Here is a 20,255-nt window from a genome sequence, read left to right as displayed (position 1 = left end):
ACGAATAAGATAAAATTAAAGTTGGTTTAAAGAAACTTTTTTAACTTTAATCATCATTGTTTGCTTGTTCCACATGTCACAACATTTTTTGCTTATGCATATGATGGGCGGCAAACAAATTTTTTTGACTTTATTTTGCATTGAGGAAACTTTTATACCTTTATACAACTTTCGAGGAGGATGCATATGAAAAAGTGGATAGTTGTGTGGACTGCTTTATTATTGTTGTTTGGGTGTGAAACGAAAGAACATAAAAAAGACGTCATCTATATTGTCGCTACGACAGGGCAAATTGCTGATCTAGTTGAACGTGTCGGAGGAGAGCATGTTCATGTAGAAGCATTAATGGGGCCAGGGGTAGATCCGCATTTGTATAAAGCGACACAAGGAGATATTCAAAAGCTAAGTCAAGCAGACGTCATTTTTTATAACGGTCTTCATTTAGAAGGGAAACTAGGGGAAATATTCTCTAAAATGTCAAAAACGAAAAAGGTTGTCCCAATCAGTGAAGCAATTCCAAAAGAAAAATTAATTGACGTAGATGGAGTATATGATCCGCATATATGGTTTGACCTTGATTTATGGAGCTATGCTGCTCGAACAGTAAAGGATGAGTTAAGTGCGATCGATCCGAAACATAAACAAACTTACGAAGAACGAGCAGAAGAATATATCTCCCAACTGATGAAATTAAAAGAAGAAGCAAAACGAGAAATCAGCTCTATTCCAAAGCAGCAGCGTGTTTTAATTACAGCGCACGATGCCTTTCATTATTTTGGGCGTGCATATGATATTGAAGTAGTTGGATTGCAAGGATTAAGTACGGATGCAGAATATGGACTAAAAGATGTGCAACAACTTGTTGATTTAATCGTGTCTCGAAATATTCAAGCGGTGTTTGTGGAAAGTAGTGTATCGAAAAAAGCGATCGAAGCAGTTGTCGAGGGAGCGAAACAGCGTGGACATCATGTCTCAATTGGTGGGGAGCTCTTTTCAGATGCGCTCGGGCGAAAAGGGACAGAAGAAGGAACATTCATTGGTATGTATCGTTACAATGTCAAAACGATTACACAGGCGTTGAAAGGGGAATGAAGATGAATCCGTTGGTTGTAGAACAAATGACAGTTGCATATGACCGGCAGCTTGTATTGGAGGATGTGTCGTTTTCTGTTCCTGAAGGAAAGTTAGTCGGGGTGATCGGCCCAAACGGAGCGGGAAAATCAACGTTAATGAAAGCGATGTTAAATTTTATTCCGCGCATGCACGGACATGTTTTCGTATACGGTCAACCATATGAAAAGCAACGCCATCTTGTTGGATATGTTCCACAACGAAATTCGGTCGATTGGGATTTTCCGACGAATGCGCTTGACGTCGTATTAATGGGGAGATACGGTCATATCGGATTATGGAAACGACCGAGAAAAGAAGATATAGATATGGCTATGCAATGTTTAGATAAAGTTGGCATGTTGCCGTATGCAAAGCGACAAATTAGCCAATTATCTGGCGGGCAGCAACAACGTGTATTTTTGGCGCGTGCGCTAGCACAAGACGCTTCCATTTATTTTATGGATGAACCGTTTGTTGGGGTAGATGCAGCCACAGAAAAAGCGATTGTCCAACTGTTAAATGAATTAAAAACGCGTGGAAAAACAGTATTAGTCGTTCATCATGATTTGCAAACGGTACGGGATTATTTTGATTACGTTTTACTGCTAAATAAACGTGTCATTGCATTTGGAGAGACAGAAAGTGTATTTACGTATGACCATATTCAAAAAACGTATGGTGGAAAAGTGACTTTTCTTTCTTCCACACATATTGTGGGGTGAATAGGATGGATATGAATGTTCAATGGGTATTTACAAGCATGGCTTTGCTTGGATTAGCCAGCGGGATGATCGGAACGTTTGCCTTGCTAAAAAAACAAAGTTTAATAGGAGATGCGATGGCGCACGCTGCTCTTCCTGGTATTTGTATCGCTTTTCTTTTATATGGACAAAAATCGCTACTTCTTTTTCTCATTGGCGCTGCTTGTTCGGGATATATTGCGACGATATGCATTCAGTTTATTGTGAAACATACGCGTGTAAAAGAAGATGCTGCCATCGGTATTGTGTTGTCTGTATTTTTTGGTTTAGGCATTGTGCTATTGACATGGATTAATCAACATGAAGGCGGAAATCAAAGTGGAATTCATGACTTTTTGTTTGGAAAGGCAGCGTCATTGACTGGAAGTGATGTCAATGTGTTAACTGTAACAGCTGTAACGGTCATTATTATGATTCTCATTTTCTTTAAAGAGTTTAAAATCATTACATTTGACCGAGCGTTTGCGCAAGGAATTGGTATACCCGTATCGCTGTTAAATGGTGTGCTTATGTTTTTAATCGTTTCTGTTGTTGTTATTGGTTTACAAGCAGTAGGCGTTGTGTTAATGTCCGCACTACTTATTACCCCCGCATTAGCTGCGAGATATTGGACAGAAAAACTTGAATGGATGACGTTATTAGCCGGGGGATTCGGTGCTTTATCAGGGGTGGCCGGGGCATATATCAGTTTAATCGTCTATGCACCCACTGGTCCACTTGTTATTATTTTTGCGACGGTGCTGTTTATTTTTTCATTTTTATTTGCTCCGAAACGTGGTTTATGTAGCAAAATGATTCGGCGCCATATAGAAAGAAAAAAATTGCAATCTCAACAACTGATGTATAAGCGAGGAGAGCAACTATGAGTTATACGATGTGGATTTTACTCACTGCATCTCTTGTCGGCATCAACTGCGGATTAGTCGGTACATTTCTTGTGTTGCGAAAAATGTCAATGCTGTCCGATGCCATTAGCCATAGTGTGTTGCTTGGCATTGTTGGAGCGTATATGGTCAGTCATCATCTGCAAGGTGTGTCTATGCTCGTTGGTGCATTAATTGTTGGATTGCTCACGACATTTCTCGTTCAATGGCTGCATCAAAAAGGGGTTCAAAATGATGCAGCAATCGGAGTTGTGTTTACATGTTTGTTTGCTATCGGTGTTGTTCTCATTTCTCTCTTTGCAGATCGTGTCCATTTAGATGTTGAACATGCATTAATGGGAGAGATTGCATTTGTGCCTTGGGATGTGCTTGAAGTCGGAGGCAAAAGCATCGGTCCGAAAGCGATTTGGTTGCTTGGATTTGTTTTAGCTATCAATATATTTTGCATCGTTTTTGCTTACAAAGAATTAAAAATTAGTTCATTTGATTATGAAATGGCAGTCACGCTCGGCATTCCGGTTGTATTGATTCATTATGTATTAATGGGAATGTTGTCATTAACGACCGTTGCATCATTTGATAGCGTTGGTGCCATTTTAGTAGTAGCGATGCTTATTGTACCGAGTGCAACGGCATACTTATGGACGGATCGGCTAAGTGTGATGCTTATATGCAGTGCGCTCATTGGTGTGTTAGCGTCGATGATCGGTTACATGATTGCAACGGTATTCAATGTATCTATTTCCGGAGCGATTGCTGTATCAACAGGTGTCATCTTTTTTATCTCTTTATGGATCGCGCCAAAACACGGACTATTACGAAAGTGGTTAAAAAAATCTCCTGCCTAGGCAGGAGATTAATCTTTTATTGAGGAAAGAAACGCATCCACAATGCTTACATCATTTGTAATAAGAAAAGCAGGAAGTAATGCAATAATTGTCACAACCGTCGCATAAGAGACAATAATATTTTTCACTATTTTCACTGTGCTCACTTCCTTTTGAATTTATTTTCTTATTTTTCTGTCATTTTGTCAACTTCTTTTTATAAGCAAAATGTTTATAAGAAAATGGTATAATAAAAAAATAGTTGTTTGAAAGGGGGGGTACGGTGCGAATACGAGATTGGGATCGGAATTTACGCATTCGTTTAATTGGAGAGTCATTGGTCGGGGTTACATTTTGGATGATATTTCCTTTTATCGCTATTTATTTTTCAGAGATGTTTGGTAAAGAAAAAACAGGTATATTACTTGTTATTTCGCAATTATTTTCCGTGATTGCTAATTTGCTTGGCGGGTATTTGGCTGATCGATTCGGAAGAAAAAAAATGATGGTGTTTGCTGCTTGTGGACAAGCGCTTGCTTTTTTGTTATTTGCATTGGTCAATTCTCCGTTATTTTCATCGCCGTTCATGAGTTTTATTTGTTTTGCTCTTGTAGGGGTATGTGGTTCACTTTATTGGCCTGCTAGCCAAGCGATGGTGGCTGATGTTGTTTCGGAAAAAGATCAAAGTCGCGTTTTTGCCGTGTTTTACACGATGAATAACGTCATGGTTGTCATCGGTCCGCTGCTCGGTGGAATATTTTATCCTGAGCATCGTTTTTTCCTATTTTTAATCGCGGGAATGTTTTGTGCTATCGTCGCGATTGTTCTTTCCATTTATTTAGAGGAAACAGCACCGATATGGAGAAAAACAACAGGGACGTGGTATATGTTTTTTGTTGAGCAATTAAACAATTATCGCCTCATTGCAAAAGATCGGACGTTCCTTTTATTTATTGTTGCTGGTATTCTTGTGGCACAAACGTTTATGCAACTCGACATTTTACTTCCTGTTTACATAAAGGAAGTTGTTTCAAAACAAACATTATTTTCTGTTGGTTCATGGTCACTTTCGTTGAGCGGGGAGAAAGCGTTTAGTGTCCTAATTGCTGAAAACGGATTGCTTGTCGCTTTATTTACGGTAGCTGTGACGAAGTGGATGGAAAACTATAAAGAAAAATGGGTGTTTGTCTTTTCTTCACTCTTTTACGGAATCGCCATTTTTCTTTTTGGCCAAACCACATCGCTATGGATGATGGTCTTTTTAATTGCTTTATTTACGCTAGCAGAACTGATGACAGTCGGCTTACAACAAACGTTTGTTGCTAAATTAGCACCTGAACATATGCGCGGACAATATTTTGCTGCAGCGAGCTTACGTTTTACGCTTGGGCGCATGATGGCACCACTCGCTTTGACGTTGCCGTTTGCGTATCATTGGACGTTTTTTATCTTAACGTTACTTGCCGTATGTAGTGCTTGGCTGTATGCGATCATGTTTCGAGCGATGGAGGAAAAACAAGCATGATTATTCTCATTCGGCACGGAAAGCCTGTTTGTAAAAGAGGCGGATGGATGACGAGAGAACAATTAATCAACTGGTTAAAAGCATACGATGAGGCGATCGTTTATGACGAGCCTCTATCGTATGCGGAAGCAAAAGAAAAAATAAAATGCGCATCTGTCGTCCTTGTTAGTTCGCTTGCTCGCGCTCGCCATTCAGCGTCTTTATTGCAACCAGCAAGTCCAATTGAGGAGCACAAATGGCTAAATGAAGCCCCACTCCCTCAACCGCCAAAGTGGATGAAAGGTGTATATCCGCTATGGATGTGGCTTATTTTGTTGCGCTTGCTATGGTTTTGTGGATATGGAGAGGAGCCTTATACCAAAACAAAGCAGCGAGCGATGAAAGCGGCACAACAGCTCGTCCACTATGCTCGAACGGGAACCGTTGTCGTCATTGGACATGGTTGGTTTCATTTGCTTGTTAGTCGGCAACTCAGACGATATGGTTGGCTTGCAAAAAAGAAAAAATGGGCGTATTGGGAAGCTGTGACGTTGTCGTTGACAAGGCGCACACCGTGATGTACATATATGATGTGTAGCCCCTTCTTTTTCTCATATTTTCCCTTTTCTTCTCATACATATGATGATGTAAATATGAGAAAAAGAGGGGAAATACGTGTGAATGAACAAGGGGGATTACAAAAAGAAGCGATGACACGAAGCGAACGACGAAAACGAAAACGACAATTTGTTTTTGTGTGTTTATTATTCGTTGTAAGCGCGTGTGTCGTCGGGGCATGGGGAATGGTGAAACGAGAGACGAATGAGCAAAAAGTAATCGAGCAATTCATCATCGCGTTGCGTCAAGAAGATGTACATACGTTGCGTCAATTTATTGATGTACCATTAAATCATAAGTCGCTCTCACCGCTTTTTGCGTATTTGCGCCAACACCCAGAAGGCTATGACCGAATAAGGAAAGAGTTAGAGCGGCAAAAAGATGATCGAGTTTACATAAAAGGATTAACGTCAACTCCGCCGATTTTTTTAATGAAATTGTCGCAAGGAACATACAAATTTGAGCCCGCGTTATATCACGTCTATGTACAAACGAATGAGAAAGGGGCGCGTATTTTTATTAACAACGATTATGTTGGAGAAACGAATGTGCCGCTAACGAAAGTCGGGACATATGTTCCTGGCTTATACGAAGTGAAGATCGCTACGGATGAACACGAACGAACGGAAACAATATCACTTTTCGGCGGTGAACGCATTCGGATGATCCGTCTTGATTTCAATTAAAAGGATGCAGCGATACGTTGCGTCTTTTTTTATGAACAATTGAAACATATCTTCTCGCTCGTACGTAATACAGTCAGCGTTTCCATTTAGTAAAAAATCATAGTAAAATAAAGGATCATAGACGATTGGAGGAAAACGATGAAACGATTCATTCGAACGATATGGCGATGGTTTGTGTCATGGAACGTGGGATTATTTAGTGCTCTCATTTCGTTGCTTGCATTTCGTTTGCCGTTTTTTATTTCATTTTTGATCGGTGCAAGCATAGGGGTGATGTATTCACTGTATATGAAGAAAAAAGAAAAGAAAAATCTATTATATGATTTTAAGGATGAGCGATTGAAAGATGCGAAAAAAAAGGTTCGGAAAATCGGAAAAAGTTTGTGGAGAATTCGTTCAGTTGCGATGTTTTCTAAACTTTCCCGTTTGTACTCCATCTGTCAAAAAATAATTGAAATTGTCGAAAAACAACCGGATCGTCTCGCTGTCGCGCAACCGTTTTTTAACACAACATTGGACTCCATTGTTACAATTATTGATAAATATATTTATTTAACAAAACAACCCGTAAAAAGTGAGGAGATTCGTCAAGCAATTCATGAAGCAGAGGAAGCGCTTAGCCTTGCGCTAACGAAAGCAGAAAACGAACTGTTGGACATGCTTGAAGAAGATTTGTTTGATTTAAAGACGGAAGTAAAACTTGTGAAACATACGATTGCATCAGAGGATCCCCTTTCTTTACCAATAAAACATACAGTAACAATAACGGAGGAGAAAAAGCATGAGCAAAAACGATGAAATGCTTTGGACAAGTTCGATCGATTCGTTGCTTGCTAATCCATTTGGTGAAGTGACAGAAGTAACGGACAAGCCATCATCTTCGCGGTTCATTGACCAATTAAAAGAAGAACATCGTCAAAAAGCGTTAGCACTTGCAGAACAAATTGATCCCCGCAATCATCAAGCTATTTTACAATATGGAGTAGCAGCACAAGCGGAGTTGTCACGCTTCTCACATTCGATTTTAAACCATGTGCAGAAAAAAGATGTTGGACCTGTTGGAGAAGTCATTCAAGAGCTAATGACAAAAATGAAAGAAGTAAACGTTGAAGATTTTGCAATGAACAAAAAAAGCTTTTTCGCGCGCATGTTTCAATCTGTCACACAGTCTGTGCAACATATTTTATCTAAATATCAAAAATTAGGTGTCGACATTGATCGGATTGCGGATCAACTTGAAAAACATCGCCAAATGTTATTTCGTGACATCATGATGTTAGAAACATTGTATGAAAAAAATAAAGAGTACTTTGATGCCTTAAACATTTACATCGCCGCAGCTGAGTTGAAGCTCGAACAACTGCGAACAAAAACGATTCCAGAGCTAGAGAAAAAAGCGTTACAGTCACAAAATCAAATGGATGTGCAAGAAGTAAATGATATGATTCAATTTGCTGACCGACTTGAAAAACGCATTCATGATTTAAAATTAAGTCGGCAAATTACGATTCAAACGGCACCACAAATTCGGCTCATTCAACATGTCAATCAAACGTTAGTCGAGCGCATTCAATCGTCCATTTTGACAGCCATTCCGCTTTGGAAAAATCAGCTTGTTATCGCACTAACACTCCTTCGACAAAAGAAAGCGGTAGAAGCGCAAAAAGCGGTAACAAAAACGACGAATGAGCTGTTGTTGCGCAACTCAGAAATGTTAAAAATGAATACAATTGAAGCGGCAAAAGAAAATGAAGAAGGGCTTGTCAGCATCGAAACGTTAAAGAAGACGCAAGAAAATTTATTAGAAACACTCGAAGAAACGTTAAAAATTCAACAAGAAGGTCGCATGAAGCGTCAGCGAGTAGAGCAAGAGCTTATCGACATGGAAGAACAATTAAAACAACGACTACTTACGTTAAAAAGGGCTGAATAAAATCAGCTCTTTTTTTATTGATTTTATATACCTGTTAGGGTATGATGTGTAAGGGAGGTAAGGCAATATGATTTATACAGTCATTGTTTTGTTCGTACTACATGCTTTGTATTATCGTTATGTACCTGTTCGTGGTGTCAAAGAGTTGACATCTTTATCATCATATGAACATGTGACGTTGCTTGATGTGCGTGACTACAATGAGAAAGATGAGATAAATGGAGCGCTCCGGATTCCGGTTGCGTACTTAAAACGTCATTATCAAGCCATTCCAAATCGTCAAGTGATCATTATTGCAAAAAGCCATTTAGAGAAAAATGTCGCGATTCGATTGCTTAGACGTTATCATTTTTCTGTACAAGGATATTATATAAAAGAACATGAGCATGCAAATGCGTTAAAGATGGTAAAATGTCACTAACTGTTCAAACTTTATGAAATGATTGTTTGGTATAATACGGTTACACGTACTTGTATATGGAGGGGATAGATGATGAGAAAAATTGTTATTGTTGGCGGTGTAGCCGGAGGAGCTTCTGCCGCAGCACGTTTGCGTCGGTTAAGCGAAAAAGATGAAATCATTATGTTTGAACGAGGTGAATATATTTCATTTGCAAACTGTGGACTTCCGTACTATATTGGGGATGTCATTCAAGAGCGAAGCAAGCTACTTGTACAGACGGTTGATGGCATGTCCAAACGATTTCGCATTGATGTGCGCAATTTAAGTGAAGTCACAAGCATTAATCGTGAACGGAAAACGGTCACTGTCACCAATTTACGAACAAATGAACAGTATGAACAACCGTATGATGTTCTTATTTTGTCGCCAGGTGCCAAGCCGATCGTACCACCAATTCCGGGAATTGATGAGGCAAAAGCACTTTTTACGTTGCGCAATGTACCGGATACAGACCGTATTCGATCGTTTGTTGATAACGAAAAACCGAAACGTGCTGTCGTCATCGGTGGGGGATTTATTGGTGTAGAAATGGCTGAAAATTTGACAGAGCGCGGTGTACATGTGACGCTTGTAGAAATGGCAAATCAAGTGATGGCACCGATTGATTACGAGATGGCAGCAATTGTGCATACACATATGAAAGAACACGGTGTCGATTTAATTTTAGAAGACGGTGTGCAATCGTTTGAAAACGAAGGTCGACGCGTCGTATTAAAAAGCGGTCGTACGATCGAAACAGATATGATCATTTTAGCCATTGGTGTTCAGCCGGAAAGTCAGTTGGCGAAAGAAGCAGGATTGGAACTTGGTTTTCGTGGTGCCATTAAAGTAAATGAACATTTACAAACGTCTGATCCAAATATTTTTGCAATCGGTGATGCAATTGAAGTAAAAAGCTTTATTCACGGATTTGAAACGTTTATTCCGCTTGCATGGCCAGCGAACCGTCAAGGTCGACTAGTCGCCGACTACATTAACGGTCGCGATGTAAAGTACAACGGAACGCTCGGTACGTCGATTGCTAAAATTTTTCATATGACAGTAGCGGCAACAGGATTGAACGAAAAAATATTAAAACATCACGGTGTTGATTACGAAGTCGTTCACGTTCATCCAATGAGCCATGCAAGCTATTATCCAGGTGCAACGCAAATGACATTAAAGTTAATTTTCGATCGTCAAGGTCGAATTTATGGAGCACAAGCAGTTGGACAAGATGGAGTCGACAAGCGCATTGATGTCATTGCAACGGCGATAAAAGGAGGATTAACTGTATACGATTTGCCTGATTTAGAGTTAGCCTATGCGCCTCCATTCTCATCAGCAAAAGATCCAGTCAATATGGCTGGATATGTAGCGTCAAACGTGCTAGATGGCATGGTTGAAACGGTACAATGGCATGAAATTGATGACATTGTCGCTAACGGCGGGGTGCTCATTGACGTTCGCACACCGAAAGAATTAGAGACAAGAGGGATGATTCCAGGAAGCATCAACATTCCACTTGATGATTTGCGCGACCGTCTTCATGAATTACCGAAAGATCAAACGATTTATGTCACATGTCAAGTCGGTTTACGTGGATATTTAGCAACGCGCATTTTACAAGAACATGGTTTTCAAGCAAAAAATTTAGACGGTGGTTATAAACTGTATTCAAGTGTAAAATAAGGGGGATTTACATGTTTGAAAATATTTTACCAACACAAGCGGACGTATTGCGTCATGAAGCAAATGTTGAAGTGCTAGACGTTCGTGAAGCACATGAAGTAGCGGCAGGAAAAATTCCAAACGCACGCCATATTCCGCTCGGCCAGCTGTTTGCTCGCTTAAACGAACTTGATCCGGACAAAACGTACATCGTCGTTTGCCATTCCGGTGGTCGAAGTGCATTAGCGTGCGAATGGCTAGCAGAACGCGGTTTCCATGTAAAAAACATGGTCGGCGGCATGATGAGTTGGGAAGGAGAAGTGGAATAAAAGACTGGCGATGTGCCAGTCTTATTTTTTATGCATTTTTAATCGTTTTATTGTAAAATGAAAGACATGTATTGGAAGAGAGATATGAATGAAGGGGAATACGTATGTGGAAAAATAAAAATATTATTCTTATTTTCATAGGGGAGTTTATTGCAGGGATTGGCTTATGGCTCGGAATTATTGGGAATTTAGAATTTATGCAGAAACATATTCCTTCTGACTTTGTGAAGTCGCTTATTTTATTTTCTGGTTTGCTTGCTGGTGTGATCGTTAGTCCAATAGCGGGGAGATGGATTGATACATATAACAAAAAACATATTCTTCTATACGCTGGAATTGGTCGTGTAGGGAGCGTCCTTTTTATGTTATTCGCTTTAAAATATGAATCTATTTTTCTCATGATTTGTTTTATGATCTCGATTCAAATAGCGGCAGCTTTTTATTTTCCAACGTTGCAAGCCATTATCCCACTTGCCGTAACGGATGAGAAGCAATTGATGACCGTCAATGGAATGCATATGAACATTTCTGCACTATCACGTATTGCTGGTACTGCTTTCGGTGGTGCACTACTGATGATTACGAGTTTACAAACGTTATATATTGGAGCGATGGTTGCATATATTTTACTATTTTTCCTTACGTTTTTTATTGATATAAAAGAAGAAAGGCGTGAAACAAAACACAATAAGAAAGAAAAACAGCGATTTACAGACATATTTCCAATCATTCGTCAATTGCCTATCGTTTATATTGCAGTTGTTTTAACGATTGTGCCGCAGCTGTTTATTGGCGGATTTAATTTAATGGTCATCAATATTAGTGAATTGCAACATGACCCGTCAATTAAAGGATGGCTATATACTATTGAAGGAATCGGATTTTTGTTCGGAGCGTTTTTCATTAAATATGCTGCTCATGAAAAAGCGTATATAAAATGGATGTACGCATTAACATGTTTCATTGCTTTTGCACAACTATCTCTACATTTTGCTCATATCAAATGGGTTTCGCTCGCTTCTTTTGGATTGTTCGGTATATCTGTCGGTTGCTTTTTTCCAATGATTGCGACCATTTTTCAAACAAATGTTCCAAAGCTATACCACGGTCGATTTTTTTCATTTAAAAATATGTTTGATCGCGTGACGTTCCAAATCGTATTGTTAGCTTCTGGATTTTTGTTAGATACCATTGGATTAGAAAATATGGTCGTTTTGTTTGGATCTTTATCACTTTTGTTAATGACATACACGATGTTTCGTAAAAAAGAAGAGTTAAAAAGCGAAGGAGCATAAATCCCTTCGCTTTTAACCAATAATAATGCGTTCTTTTGGATAATGGTACGTCTCTTTTGGATGGTTGCCGCGAATAAGAAACAAAAACGATAAAATGCCAATTCTCCCAATAAACATTAAGGCGGTAATGACTAGTTTTCCAAATGTGCTTAGTTGGGATGTAATTCCCATGGATAAACCCGTCGTTCCAAATGCAGAGCATACTTCAAAAACGATTTCGATCATTGTAAAAGGCTCTGAAAAAGAAAGAAACACAACGGCTAAAAAGCAAAGAATAAGGGCTGTTCCAAACACAATAAACGACTTTAATATATCTTCATGATGAATCTCTCGTTGAAACACTTTAATCGAGTTTTTCCCTTTCGCATAAAAGAAAATCGTTAACATCACAATAGCAAACGTCGTCGTTCGAATCCCTCCACCAACACTGCTTGGAGAGGCACCGATAAACATGAGGACACTTAAAACTAGTAGTGTAGGTTCAGAAAAGTCTGCGACATTCATCGTTGCTAGCCCACCGTTGCGGGAAGAAATGGATTGAAACAACGCATAAAAAAGTGATTCATGCCATGTTTTGTCCGCAAAAAAACGATTCCATTCAATGAATAAAATAAACCATGTCCCGAATAAAACGAGAAGAAAAAATGTGACGGTCGTTAATTTCGTGAAAAGCGAAAAACGATATTGTTGCTTTTGGCGATGGAAGAAAAATTCTTTCACTTCAATAAGTACAGGAAAACCAATTGCACCTAAAACGAGCAAAATCATATGTATCGTTTGGACGAAATAATCGTGAGCAAATGGAATAAGCGACTGTCCTGTAATATCAAATCCAGCGTTCGTTGTTGCGCTTACAGATGCAAAGAAGCCTTGGAAAAACGCTTCTTTCCATGACGGAAAGTAACGGAGAAAATATACACCTAAAATCACCGCACCAATGATTTCAATAGCAATAATGAGCGTTAAAATTTCTTTCATTAGCTTTACTAATCCAGCAAATGTTGAACGGTTTTGATCTGTCATAATCAGTTGTCGTTCCCGAAACCCAATTTTTTTCCCAAACATAAGCCAAATAAATGTTCCAAGTGCCATAATGCCAATTCCGCCAAATTGAAGAATAAAAGCTAATACAAATATACCAGGTGTATTGAAAGTATGAGCTGTTGATACGACCGTGAGGCCTGTTACACTAATGGCGCTGACTGCGGTAAATAACGCATCAACAAAGCTAATTTTCGCCCCAGGCTGATGAAAAATAGGAAGCCACAGTAAAAATGTCGATATGCAGACAGCTACAAAGTAAAATAAGACGATAAGCTGAACGGTAGATAGGCGCGATAATTTTCGAGATTTCACAGCTTTACTCCCTCGCATGTTTTCGTTTTACACATATTTTGATTTTTGCAAATGACAAAAAGGAATGCAAGTCTGTTTTTTCACGAAGCAATATTTGTATTTATAAATTTTGTTACATTTGATAAAATAGTGTTGTTCATTGATTCACAAAAGTGGAGGGGGACAATCGTGAAGACGCGTGGAAAAATTGTAGCTGTATATATTCTGACCGTTTTTATATTAGTGGGGCTTATTAACGGTATGATTTATGTTCAATTTCAATCATTAATCGCTAATAAAGTGATAACGACAAACGCTCAGCTTGCTTTGCAATTGATTGATGCGAAGTTTGTTGGGGAGTGGCAAATGAAAGACGGCAAACTGTATAAAGGAGAAGTAGAAATTAACAACAACGAGAAGGTTGTTGATTACGTAAAGGAAGTTGTTGGGGCAGACAGTACCATTTTTCTTAACGATGAACGTGTTACCACCACAATTATGAAAGATGGCGAGAGACAAATAGGAACGAAAGCAGATCCGAAAGTTGTACAGGAAGTCATTCATGGTGGAAAACGTTACATCGGTGAAGCGAACGTACTTGGGGAACCGTATGTAACGAGTTATTTACCCATTACAAACGACCGTGATGAAGTCATCGGTATGTTTTTTGTCGGTATGCCAAAACAAATCGTCAATCAAGAGATTAATAATGTTATTGTAAAAGTCATTGCTATTTCTGCATTGTTTGTTATTGTTGGAGTCATCGCATATCATTTCTTTATTTCTATTCGAATTATGAAACCGTTACATATCGCCAAACAACATCTCGAACAAATGGCTAGCGGCGATTTTAGCAAGCAGGTACCTGAAAAACTTCTCGAGTCCAAAGACGAATTTGGCGAAATGGCGCGCGCGCTCGCTGAGACGAAAAAAGCGCTGCGACATATAGCTATGCACATTCAGACGCAAGCGGATGCCATCGACCAACAATCAAGCGCACTATCAGCTACTTCACAACAAATGTCTGCATCTACTGAAGAAGTGGCAGCAACGATGGAACAAGTATCGCAAGGAGCGGCCGCACAAGCGAACGATTTAGCCGATATGACCCATTCGCTTTCTTATTTAACAGAGAAAGTCGAACGTGTATATGTAGAACTTGAAAATGTCAAACAAGAGGCGGTTCGTACGTCTGAACGAGCAGATATTGGCAAAAAAGAAATGGATGTATTAATTGCTTCGATCGAACAAATTAAACAAGCGTTTGAAACGGTGACAAACCATGTTCGGACATTAACGACATCTGTACAGAAAATTAGTGGAATTACGGAAATGATTTCAACGATTTCGGATCAGACAAACTTATTAGCCTTAAACGCTGCCATTGAAGCGGCACGTGCTGGGGAGGCAGGAAAAGGGTTTGCTGTTGTTGCTGATGAGGTGCGTAAATTAGCTGAACAGTCTAAATCATTTACAGAGGACATCGTTCATCTCATTTCATCTATTAGTAAAAATACAGAAGATGTCATTCATACATCGGAAGAAGTGGAACACTTTATTAAAGATCAAGCAAATGCAGTCGAAAAAACGGTCCGTTCGTTTGCTGATATTTTAACATCCATTAGTCATATCGCACCTTTACTTGTTTCGACTGAACAAGCGATGGATGAAATTGTGAAAGAAAAAGATAAAGTGATTGCTCGTATTGAACAAATTAGTGCAGTGGCTGAAGAAAACTCAGCAGCAACAGAAGAAGTAACTGCTTCATCAGAGGAATTAACCGCATCAGCTCAAGAAGTAGCCGCAACCGCTCAACGGTTGTATGACATTGCAGAAAAGATGAAAGAAACGACCAATCGATTTACCGTGTAAAGCGACAGAAAATCTGTCGCTTTAAAAAACATTGTAAACGTTATCAAAACGAATTATAGTAAAATTAGGTGAAGACAATGGCACAAAAAAAATGGACAATAAGTCTTATTGTACTGCTCGTTTTATTTTTATATGTTTTTTTTCACTTTATCACCGTCACAAAGCAGCTTGAAAAAACGGTAGCGAAGTTGCAACATGGACAAAAAGCAGCGTCGCATCTCCCACATATTATTCTAATATCTCAAGAGTTCGATAACCCGTATTGGCGGAAAATTGAACAAGGGGCAAAGGAAGCGGGGAAGCAAAATAATGTCAATATTGAATACATTGGCCCTCTCCGAACAAGCATTGATGAACAAGTGAAATTGCTAGAAAAAGCGATTGCCTCTCGGGTAGATGGCATCATTGTTCAAAATTTAAAAGACGAGGCATTTACACCGCTTATTGACAAAGCTATTTCTCGCAATATCCCTGTGATGACAATTGATGCTGACGCCCCGAAAAGCCGGCGCATCGCTTATGTTGGAACAAATAATTTTGAAGCAGGACAGCTGCTTGGAAAGGCAGTTGTTTCTCGCGTAGACGGAGAGCGAGCGGTTGGAGTAATCATTGGAACCGATACATCAGAAAACCAACGCCTACGTTTGCAAGGGTTTTTATCTGTTATTGCTGAGCATCCGCGCTTACAAGTTGTTTCCGTTACATCATCGAACATTTCTCGCATTCAAGCCTCGATTCAAGCGGAACAAATGTTGCGAAAACATCCGAATATTTCTGTTATGGTCGGCACGAGTGCGCTCGATGCGATTGGAATTCGAATGGCGGTAAAAAACTTACATCGTGAAAACATCCAAATTTTCGGTTTTGACGATGTGGAAGAAACAATGGAAGCGATTAAAGAAGGGGACATTGTGGCTACGGTCGTCCAAAAACCTTACGATATGGGATATTCCGCAGTCAAATTAATGGTTGACCATCTTTCTGGCAAACAAATTGATAAAGAACATTTTACAGCGATTGAAGTCATCGACCGTCAAAACGTTCAGCAGGGGAGAAACAAATGAAAATCCGGACGAAATTATTTGTTTTTATTCCACTTCTCGTTCTTTTATTGAATTGTATCGCGTTTTTTATTTTTCAAAGTGGAAAAAAGGTACAAGAAAGTTACGATGTCATGATGCAGCGCATTTTTTTATATAAACAAATTTCGCTTGAAACACAAGAAAATGTGCGTTTTTTAAGCAGTTATTTAATTCATCAAGATGAATATAATTATGAACAGCTTATTGAACATAAAAGGCAACTAGAAAAGCTGCAACGTGAATTAAATGTAAGACAGTTAGAAGGAAACAATGCGTTTACGCTTGAAAACTATAAAAATATGGTTTATGTTTTTCTCAATTTAGAACAAACAATTATTCATAAATTAACAAAGCAACAATTCACAGGATATGCCGATCAATATAACGAAATTGAAAAAATTGCTTCATTTATTCGCGAAGATAGTCAAGCGCTCGTTGATGTTGAACTAAGCTTATATCAACCGGTGTATAAGCAGATGTTACAACATACAGCACGAATGAATGAATTAGGCGGGATGCTGTTTATTTTAACAACGATTTTAAGCATCGTATTTGCAATATGGTTATCACGAACGATCGTCATTCCAATTCATCATCTTGTTCATGCGGCGAAAAACATCTCAGCGGGTCAACTGGACACGCGAATCCCCCGCTTTGATGGACATGATGAAATTGGTTTGCTCGGTAAAACATTTCAACATATGATTGAAAATTTGCGCATATTAATCTCTAAAAATATGGAAATATTAGAAAAAGAAAAACTTGTTCGTGAATTAGAGCTAAAAGCGCTCCAAAGTCAAATTAATCCTCACTTTTTATTTAATACGCTAAACGTCATTTCAAAACTTGCTTATATCGAAGGGGCAGAAAAGACAAGCGAACTCACCGTATCCACGTCGAACTTGTTGCGATACAACTTACGAAAGCTCGATCAGCCTGTTACGTTACGTGAAGAAGTAGAGCATGCAAAGGAGTATTTCGCTATTCAAAAAGCCCGTTTTCGCGATCGTGTGACGTTTCAACTTGAAATAGATGAGTCATGTTTAGACCAGCCGATCCCTTGTTTAACGTTGCAACCACTGATTGAAAACGCTTTTATTCATGGTATTGAAGGAATGGAAGAAGGAGCAAACATTCGATTAATCATCGAAGAAAAAAGAAATTGCATTCAAGTAACCATCGCCGATAACGGTGTAGGAATGCCATATGACGTGCAACGAGCAATTATGAACGCATCATATTCATTCACAAAAACAGGTCATTCCACTGGACTTGGATTAGAAAACGTGCTACGACGTCTGCAGCTTTTTTATGGAGTAGAGAAAATAATTGATATAAAAAGCGCACCAAACGAAGGTACAGCCATTATTTTACGACTGCCGAGGAGGGAGAGCGATGTACAAGCTACTTATTGCTGATGATGAGCCGCTAGAGCGTGAAGGGTTGCAATTGATGATTGAACGCGCATTTCCACAGACGTTTACTATTTTTCATGCTGAACATGGTCGAAGTGCCATTCAGCAAGTGGAACACCATCGTCCGCATATCATTTTTATGGATATTAAAATGCCGGGCATTCAAGGATTAGAAGCGATTGCGGAAATACGCAAAATGGATGCGCAAGCGAAAATTGTCATTTTAACAGCATACGATTACTTTACATATGCGAAAGAAGCAATTTCTTTAGGTGTTATCGAATACGTGTTAAAACCGGCTAAAAAGCAACAAATCATCGAGCTGTTGCAAAAATTGTTACATCAAATTACGGAAGAACAAGCGATGCGTGAACAGCAATTGACAGCTCGTGAAAAACTCGTTCAGCTGCAAGCGCTAAGTGAGACAGCTTGGACATGGTTGTTAATGGGGAAAATGGATGAATGTTCTGCCCATACATTTACCGGCATGGAATTTGAAAAGGGGTATGCAATGGTTATTGAATTAGAAAAAAGTGATGCGTCTGAGCGTGAAAAGTGGGAAGAAATAGTGAAACAATGTATAAAACAACAGCGACATTGTTTATGCAGCCCGCTTAGCCAAAGGCAAATGGCTATTTTTATTGAGGCTGAACAACATGAACGGATCATTTCTTTCGCTCAATCGTTGTTAAAACAGCTCGAGAAAGCGTTGCAACAGCGCGTAAAGATAGGGATTGGTACGATTCGCTCGGGAGTAGATGGTCTGAAACGTTCATATAAAGAGGCGTGGACCGCGGTACGCTATGTATCATCATTTAGTCGAGCGATACATATTGATGATGTTCCGATCACGGACGAAGTGGAACAAATTCATATAAAGACAAATGGCAACGTCATTGAGCAAGTCGAAATGTTTTTGCACGAAAACTATTGCTATGATGTCACGCTTGAAGAGGTAGCAAAATACGTCCATTTAACACCGTATTATTTCAGCAAACTATTTAAAAAAGAAACAGGTCAAACGTTCATCGACTACTTAACACATTTGCGCATTGAAAAAGCGAAACAGTTGATGCGTGATGAAGGATTAACGGTGAAAGAAGCATGTTATCGCGTTGGATATAAAGATCCGAACTATTTTAGTCGTGTGTTTAAAAAAGTGACAAATATGACACCGACAGAATATCGACAAGAAGTGTGCGAGCGTCTATAAAGCGCTCGCACTTTTTTGTCTTATCGCAAAAAAATGCTAGTTTGTTCTTTTTCACACTTATGAAAACGTTTAAATTGTGCGAATATATCGCAAATAAGTGGAGAAAACAAAGAAAACGCTTTCTTTTCCTTATGGTACGCTTAACATGTAAACGATATGAAAAACAAGGGGGAATACATGTGAAATGGTGGAAACATGTCGCGAAAGGGGCGGCAACATTTGTTTTAGCTTCCGCATTAACAGCGTGCGGGGTTGTATCTTCAGGAAACGAAGGGGGAAGCGAATCGTCGAAAAAAGACGATGACAAAATTGTGATCGGTTTCTCGATGGACACGTTGAAAGAAGAACGTTGGCAACGGGATAAAGAATTGTTTGAGGCAAAAGTGAAAGAGCTTGGAGCAGAGGTGAAAACATTAGCAGCAAACGGGGATGATGCTGCACAATTGAGCCAAGCCGAACAGCTCATTTCCGAAGGAGTCGATGTTCTCGTTGTTGTGCCTCATAACGCTGAAGCGTCAGCAGCAATCGTAGAAAAAGCGCATAAAGAAGGCATTCCGGTTATTTCTTATGACCGTTTAATTAAAAACGCTGAAGTAGATTATTATGTTTCGTTTGACAATGTGCGCGTCGGTGAAATGCAAGCACAAGCGATTGTAGAGAAAGCACCAAAAGGAAATTACGTTTACATCGGTGGAGCAGATACAGATAACAACGCCCATTTATTCCGCCAAGGAGCGATGAACGTATTAAAGCCACTTGAAGAAAAAGGCGACATTAAAATTGTTTACGATCAATTCTCAAAAGATTGGAAACCAGAAGAAGCGTTAAAAAATATGGAGAACGCATTAACAGCAAACAATAATAACATTCAAGCCGTTGTTGCAGCGAATGACGGAACAGCAGGTGGAGTCATTCAAGCATTAGCCGCTCAAGGATTGGCAGGAAAAGTACCTGTTTCTGGACAAGATGCTGAGTTGGCAGCACTCCAACGTATCGTTGAAGGTACTCAAACGATGACAGTATATAAGCCAATTAAAGCTATTGCAACAAAAGCAGCGGAGATGGCTGTTGCTTTAGCGAAAGGCGAGAAAATCGAAACGAATCAAACTGTATCAAACGGCAAAATTGATGTTCCATCTGTTTTACTTGATCCAATTGCGGTAACAAAAGACAACGTATTAGATACAGTCATTAAAGATGGATATCACAAATTAGAGGATGTATTCAAAAACGTACCGAAAGATCAATGGCCAAAACAATGAAAACAAGGGGCTG

General features: G+C 39.3%; 20 protein-coding genes. 18 read left to right on the top strand and 2 right to left on the bottom strand.

Features of this window, described 5'->3' with window-relative positions:
* Positions 1-186: 186 nt before the first annotated feature.
* The 4 genes from AFK25_RS08030 to AFK25_RS08015 are packed head-to-tail and all read left to right on the top strand — an operon-like array spanning position 187 to position 3,606.
* Positions 187-1,092, top strand: coding sequence for a metal ABC transporter solute-binding protein, Zn/Mn family (locus AFK25_RS08030; RefSeq protein WP_009361373.1), 906 nt, complete (start codon positions 187-189; stop codon positions 1,090-1,092).
* Between the two features lie 2 nt (positions 1,093-1,094).
* Positions 1,095-1,835, top strand: coding sequence for a metal ABC transporter ATP-binding protein (locus AFK25_RS08025; protein ID WP_035067331.1), 741 nt, complete (start codon positions 1,095-1,097; stop codon positions 1,833-1,835).
* A gap of 5 nt (positions 1,836-1,840) precedes the next feature.
* Positions 1,841-2,740: a metal ABC transporter permease gene (locus AFK25_RS08020; RefSeq protein ID WP_035067329.1), complete on the top strand. Its 900-nt coding sequence runs from the start codon at positions 1,841-1,843 to the stop codon at positions 2,738-2,740.
* Positions 2,737-3,606, top strand: coding sequence for a metal ABC transporter permease (locus tag AFK25_RS08015; RefSeq protein ID WP_009361370.1), 870 nt, complete (start codon positions 2,737-2,739; stop codon positions 3,604-3,606). The genes AFK25_RS08020 and AFK25_RS08015 overlap by 4 nt, the downstream gene beginning before the upstream one ends.
* 8 nt (positions 3,607-3,614) lie before the next feature.
* Here the strand turns inward: AFK25_RS08015 and AFK25_RS15305 are convergent, their stop codons facing one another.
* Positions 3,615-3,743 (bottom strand): hypothetical protein, encoded by a 129-nt coding sequence (locus AFK25_RS15305; protein ID WP_009361369.1) that lies wholly within the window; start codon positions 3,741-3,743, stop codon positions 3,615-3,617.
* A gap of 125 nt (positions 3,744-3,868) precedes the next feature.
* Here AFK25_RS15305 and AFK25_RS08010 point away from each other — a divergent pair, with 125 nt between their 5' ends.
* The 9 genes from AFK25_RS08010 to AFK25_RS07970 all read left to right on the top strand — a co-directional run bounded on the left by AFK25_RS08010 (position 3,869) and on the right by AFK25_RS07970 (position 12,063).
* A complete protein-coding gene (locus tag AFK25_RS08010) occupies positions 3,869-5,110 on the top strand; it encodes an MDR family MFS transporter (protein ID WP_035067327.1) in 1,242 nt (413 codons plus the stop codon).
* Positions 5,107-5,667, top strand: a complete 561-nt coding sequence (locus AFK25_RS08005) for a histidine phosphatase family protein (RefSeq protein ID WP_019417762.1) — start codon at positions 5,107-5,109, stop codon at positions 5,665-5,667. Before AFK25_RS08010 ends, AFK25_RS08005 begins: the two co-directional genes overlap by 4 nt.
* A 99-nt stretch (positions 5,668-5,766) precedes the next feature.
* Positions 5,767-6,393, top strand: coding sequence for a PEGA domain-containing protein (locus tag AFK25_RS08000; protein WP_009361366.1), 627 nt, complete (start codon positions 5,767-5,769; stop codon positions 6,391-6,393).
* A 138-nt stretch (positions 6,394-6,531) separates the two neighbouring features.
* Positions 6,532-7,191 (top strand): 5-bromo-4-chloroindolyl phosphate hydrolysis family protein, encoded by a 660-nt coding sequence (locus AFK25_RS07995; protein WP_009361365.1) that lies wholly within the window; start codon positions 6,532-6,534, stop codon positions 7,189-7,191.
* Positions 7,175-8,326, top strand: a complete 1,152-nt coding sequence (locus AFK25_RS07990) for a toxic anion resistance protein (RefSeq protein ID WP_019417760.1) — start codon at positions 7,175-7,177, stop codon at positions 8,324-8,326. Before AFK25_RS07995 ends, AFK25_RS07990 begins: the two co-directional genes overlap by 17 nt.
* 67 nt (positions 8,327-8,393) lie before the next feature.
* Positions 8,394-8,747, top strand: coding sequence for a rhodanese-like domain-containing protein (locus AFK25_RS07985; protein WP_009361363.1), 354 nt, complete (start codon positions 8,394-8,396; stop codon positions 8,745-8,747).
* Between the two features lie 72 nt (positions 8,748-8,819).
* Complete coding sequence (gene cdr, locus AFK25_RS07980) at positions 8,820-10,460, top strand: CoA-disulfide reductase (protein ID WP_019417758.1); 1,641 nt, start codon at positions 8,820-8,822, stop codon at positions 10,458-10,460.
* Between the two features lie 11 nt (positions 10,461-10,471).
* On the top strand, positions 10,472-10,768 hold the full coding sequence (locus AFK25_RS07975; protein WP_009361361.1) for a rhodanese-like domain-containing protein: 297 nt from the start codon (positions 10,472-10,474) through the stop codon (positions 10,766-10,768).
* A gap of 104 nt (positions 10,769-10,872) precedes the next feature.
* Positions 10,873-12,063: an MFS transporter gene (locus tag AFK25_RS07970; RefSeq protein WP_035067318.1), complete on the top strand. Its 1,191-nt coding sequence runs from the start codon at positions 10,873-10,875 to the stop codon at positions 12,061-12,063.
* Positions 12,064-12,075: 12 nt separating this feature from the next.
* On the opposite strand, the gene AFK25_RS07965 is transcribed toward AFK25_RS07970, so the two are convergent.
* The gene (locus AFK25_RS07965; protein WP_035067316.1) at positions 12,076-13,419 is read right to left on the bottom strand and encodes a TrkH family potassium uptake protein; all 1,344 of its coding nucleotides are present in this window, start codon (positions 13,417-13,419) and stop codon (positions 12,076-12,078) included.
* 168 nt (positions 13,420-13,587) lie between these two features.
* Here AFK25_RS07965 and AFK25_RS07960 point away from each other — a divergent pair, with 168 nt between their 5' ends.
* The 5 genes from AFK25_RS07960 to xylF all read left to right on the top strand — a co-directional run bounded on the left by AFK25_RS07960 (position 13,588) and on the right by xylF (position 20,242).
* Positions 13,588-15,270 carry a methyl-accepting chemotaxis protein gene (locus AFK25_RS07960; protein WP_035067314.1) on the top strand — a complete coding sequence of 561 codons (1,683 nt, stop codon included), beginning with the start codon at positions 13,588-13,590 and terminating at the stop codon, positions 15,268-15,270.
* Between the two features lie 77 nt (positions 15,271-15,347).
* The gene (locus AFK25_RS07955) at positions 15,348-16,334 is read left to right on the top strand and encodes a sugar-binding protein (RefSeq protein WP_035067313.1); all 987 of its coding nucleotides are present in this window, start codon (positions 15,348-15,350) and stop codon (positions 16,332-16,334) included.
* Positions 16,331-17,770 carry a sensor histidine kinase gene (locus AFK25_RS07950; protein ID WP_009361356.1) on the top strand — a complete coding sequence of 480 codons (1,440 nt, stop codon included), beginning with the start codon at positions 16,331-16,333 and terminating at the stop codon, positions 17,768-17,770. Before AFK25_RS07955 ends, AFK25_RS07950 begins: the two co-directional genes overlap by 4 nt.
* A complete protein-coding gene (locus tag AFK25_RS07945) occupies positions 17,748-18,980 on the top strand; it encodes a helix-turn-helix domain-containing protein (protein WP_019417746.1) in 1,233 nt (410 codons plus the stop codon). The genes AFK25_RS07950 and AFK25_RS07945 overlap by 23 nt, the downstream gene beginning before the upstream one ends.
* A gap of 179 nt (positions 18,981-19,159) precedes the next feature.
* Positions 19,160-20,242 (top strand): D-xylose ABC transporter substrate-binding protein, encoded by a 1,083-nt coding sequence (gene xylF, locus AFK25_RS07940; RefSeq protein WP_009361354.1) that lies wholly within the window; start codon positions 19,160-19,162, stop codon positions 20,240-20,242.
* Positions 20,243-20,255: the final 13 nt, after the last annotated feature.

Origin of the sequence: Anoxybacillus gonensis (genome assembly GCF_001187595.1) — a bacterium.
Taxonomy (GTDB): Bacteria; Bacillota; Bacilli; order Bacillales; family Anoxybacillaceae; genus Anoxybacillus; species Anoxybacillus gonensis.
The sequence above is the reverse complement of the archived record's forward strand: the minus strand, read 5'-3'. Positions and strand labels throughout refer to the sequence as shown.

Coding starts and splice junctions, on each gene's coding strand:
- AFK25_RS07970 (WP_035067318.1), top strand. CDS start 10,873: ATGTGGAAAAATAAAAATATTATTCTTATTTTCATAGGGGAGTTTATT.
- AFK25_RS07975 (WP_009361361.1), top strand. CDS start 10,472: ATGTTTGAAAATATTTTACCAACACAAGCGGACGTATTGCGTCATGAA.
- AFK25_RS08030 (WP_009361373.1), top strand. CDS start 187: ATGAAAAAGTGGATAGTTGTGTGGACTGCTTTATTATTGTTGTTTGGG.
- cdr (WP_019417758.1), top strand. CDS start 8,820: ATGAGAAAAATTGTTATTGTTGGCGGTGTAGCCGGAGGAGCTTCTGCC.
- AFK25_RS07945 (WP_019417746.1), top strand. CDS start 17,748: ATGTACAAGCTACTTATTGCTGATGATGAGCCGCTAGAGCGTGAAGGG.
- AFK25_RS08025 (WP_035067331.1), top strand. CDS start 1,095: ATGAATCCGTTGGTTGTAGAACAAATGACAGTTGCATATGACCGGCAG.
- AFK25_RS07995 (WP_009361365.1), top strand. CDS start 6,532: ATGAAACGATTCATTCGAACGATATGGCGATGGTTTGTGTCATGGAAC.
- AFK25_RS07950 (WP_009361356.1), top strand. CDS start 16,331: ATGAAAATCCGGACGAAATTATTTGTTTTTATTCCACTTCTCGTTCTT.
- AFK25_RS08005 (WP_019417762.1), top strand. CDS start 5,107: ATGATTATTCTCATTCGGCACGGAAAGCCTGTTTGTAAAAGAGGCGGA.
- AFK25_RS07955 (WP_035067313.1), top strand. CDS start 15,348: ATGGCACAAAAAAAATGGACAATAAGTCTTATTGTACTGCTCGTTTTA.
- AFK25_RS07985 (WP_009361363.1), top strand. CDS start 8,394: ATGATTTATACAGTCATTGTTTTGTTCGTACTACATGCTTTGTATTAT.
- AFK25_RS08015 (WP_009361370.1), top strand. CDS start 2,737: ATGAGTTATACGATGTGGATTTTACTCACTGCATCTCTTGTCGGCATC.
- AFK25_RS08020 (WP_035067329.1), top strand. CDS start 1,841: ATGGATATGAATGTTCAATGGGTATTTACAAGCATGGCTTTGCTTGGA.
- AFK25_RS07990 (WP_019417760.1), top strand. CDS start 7,175: ATGAGCAAAAACGATGAAATGCTTTGGACAAGTTCGATCGATTCGTTG.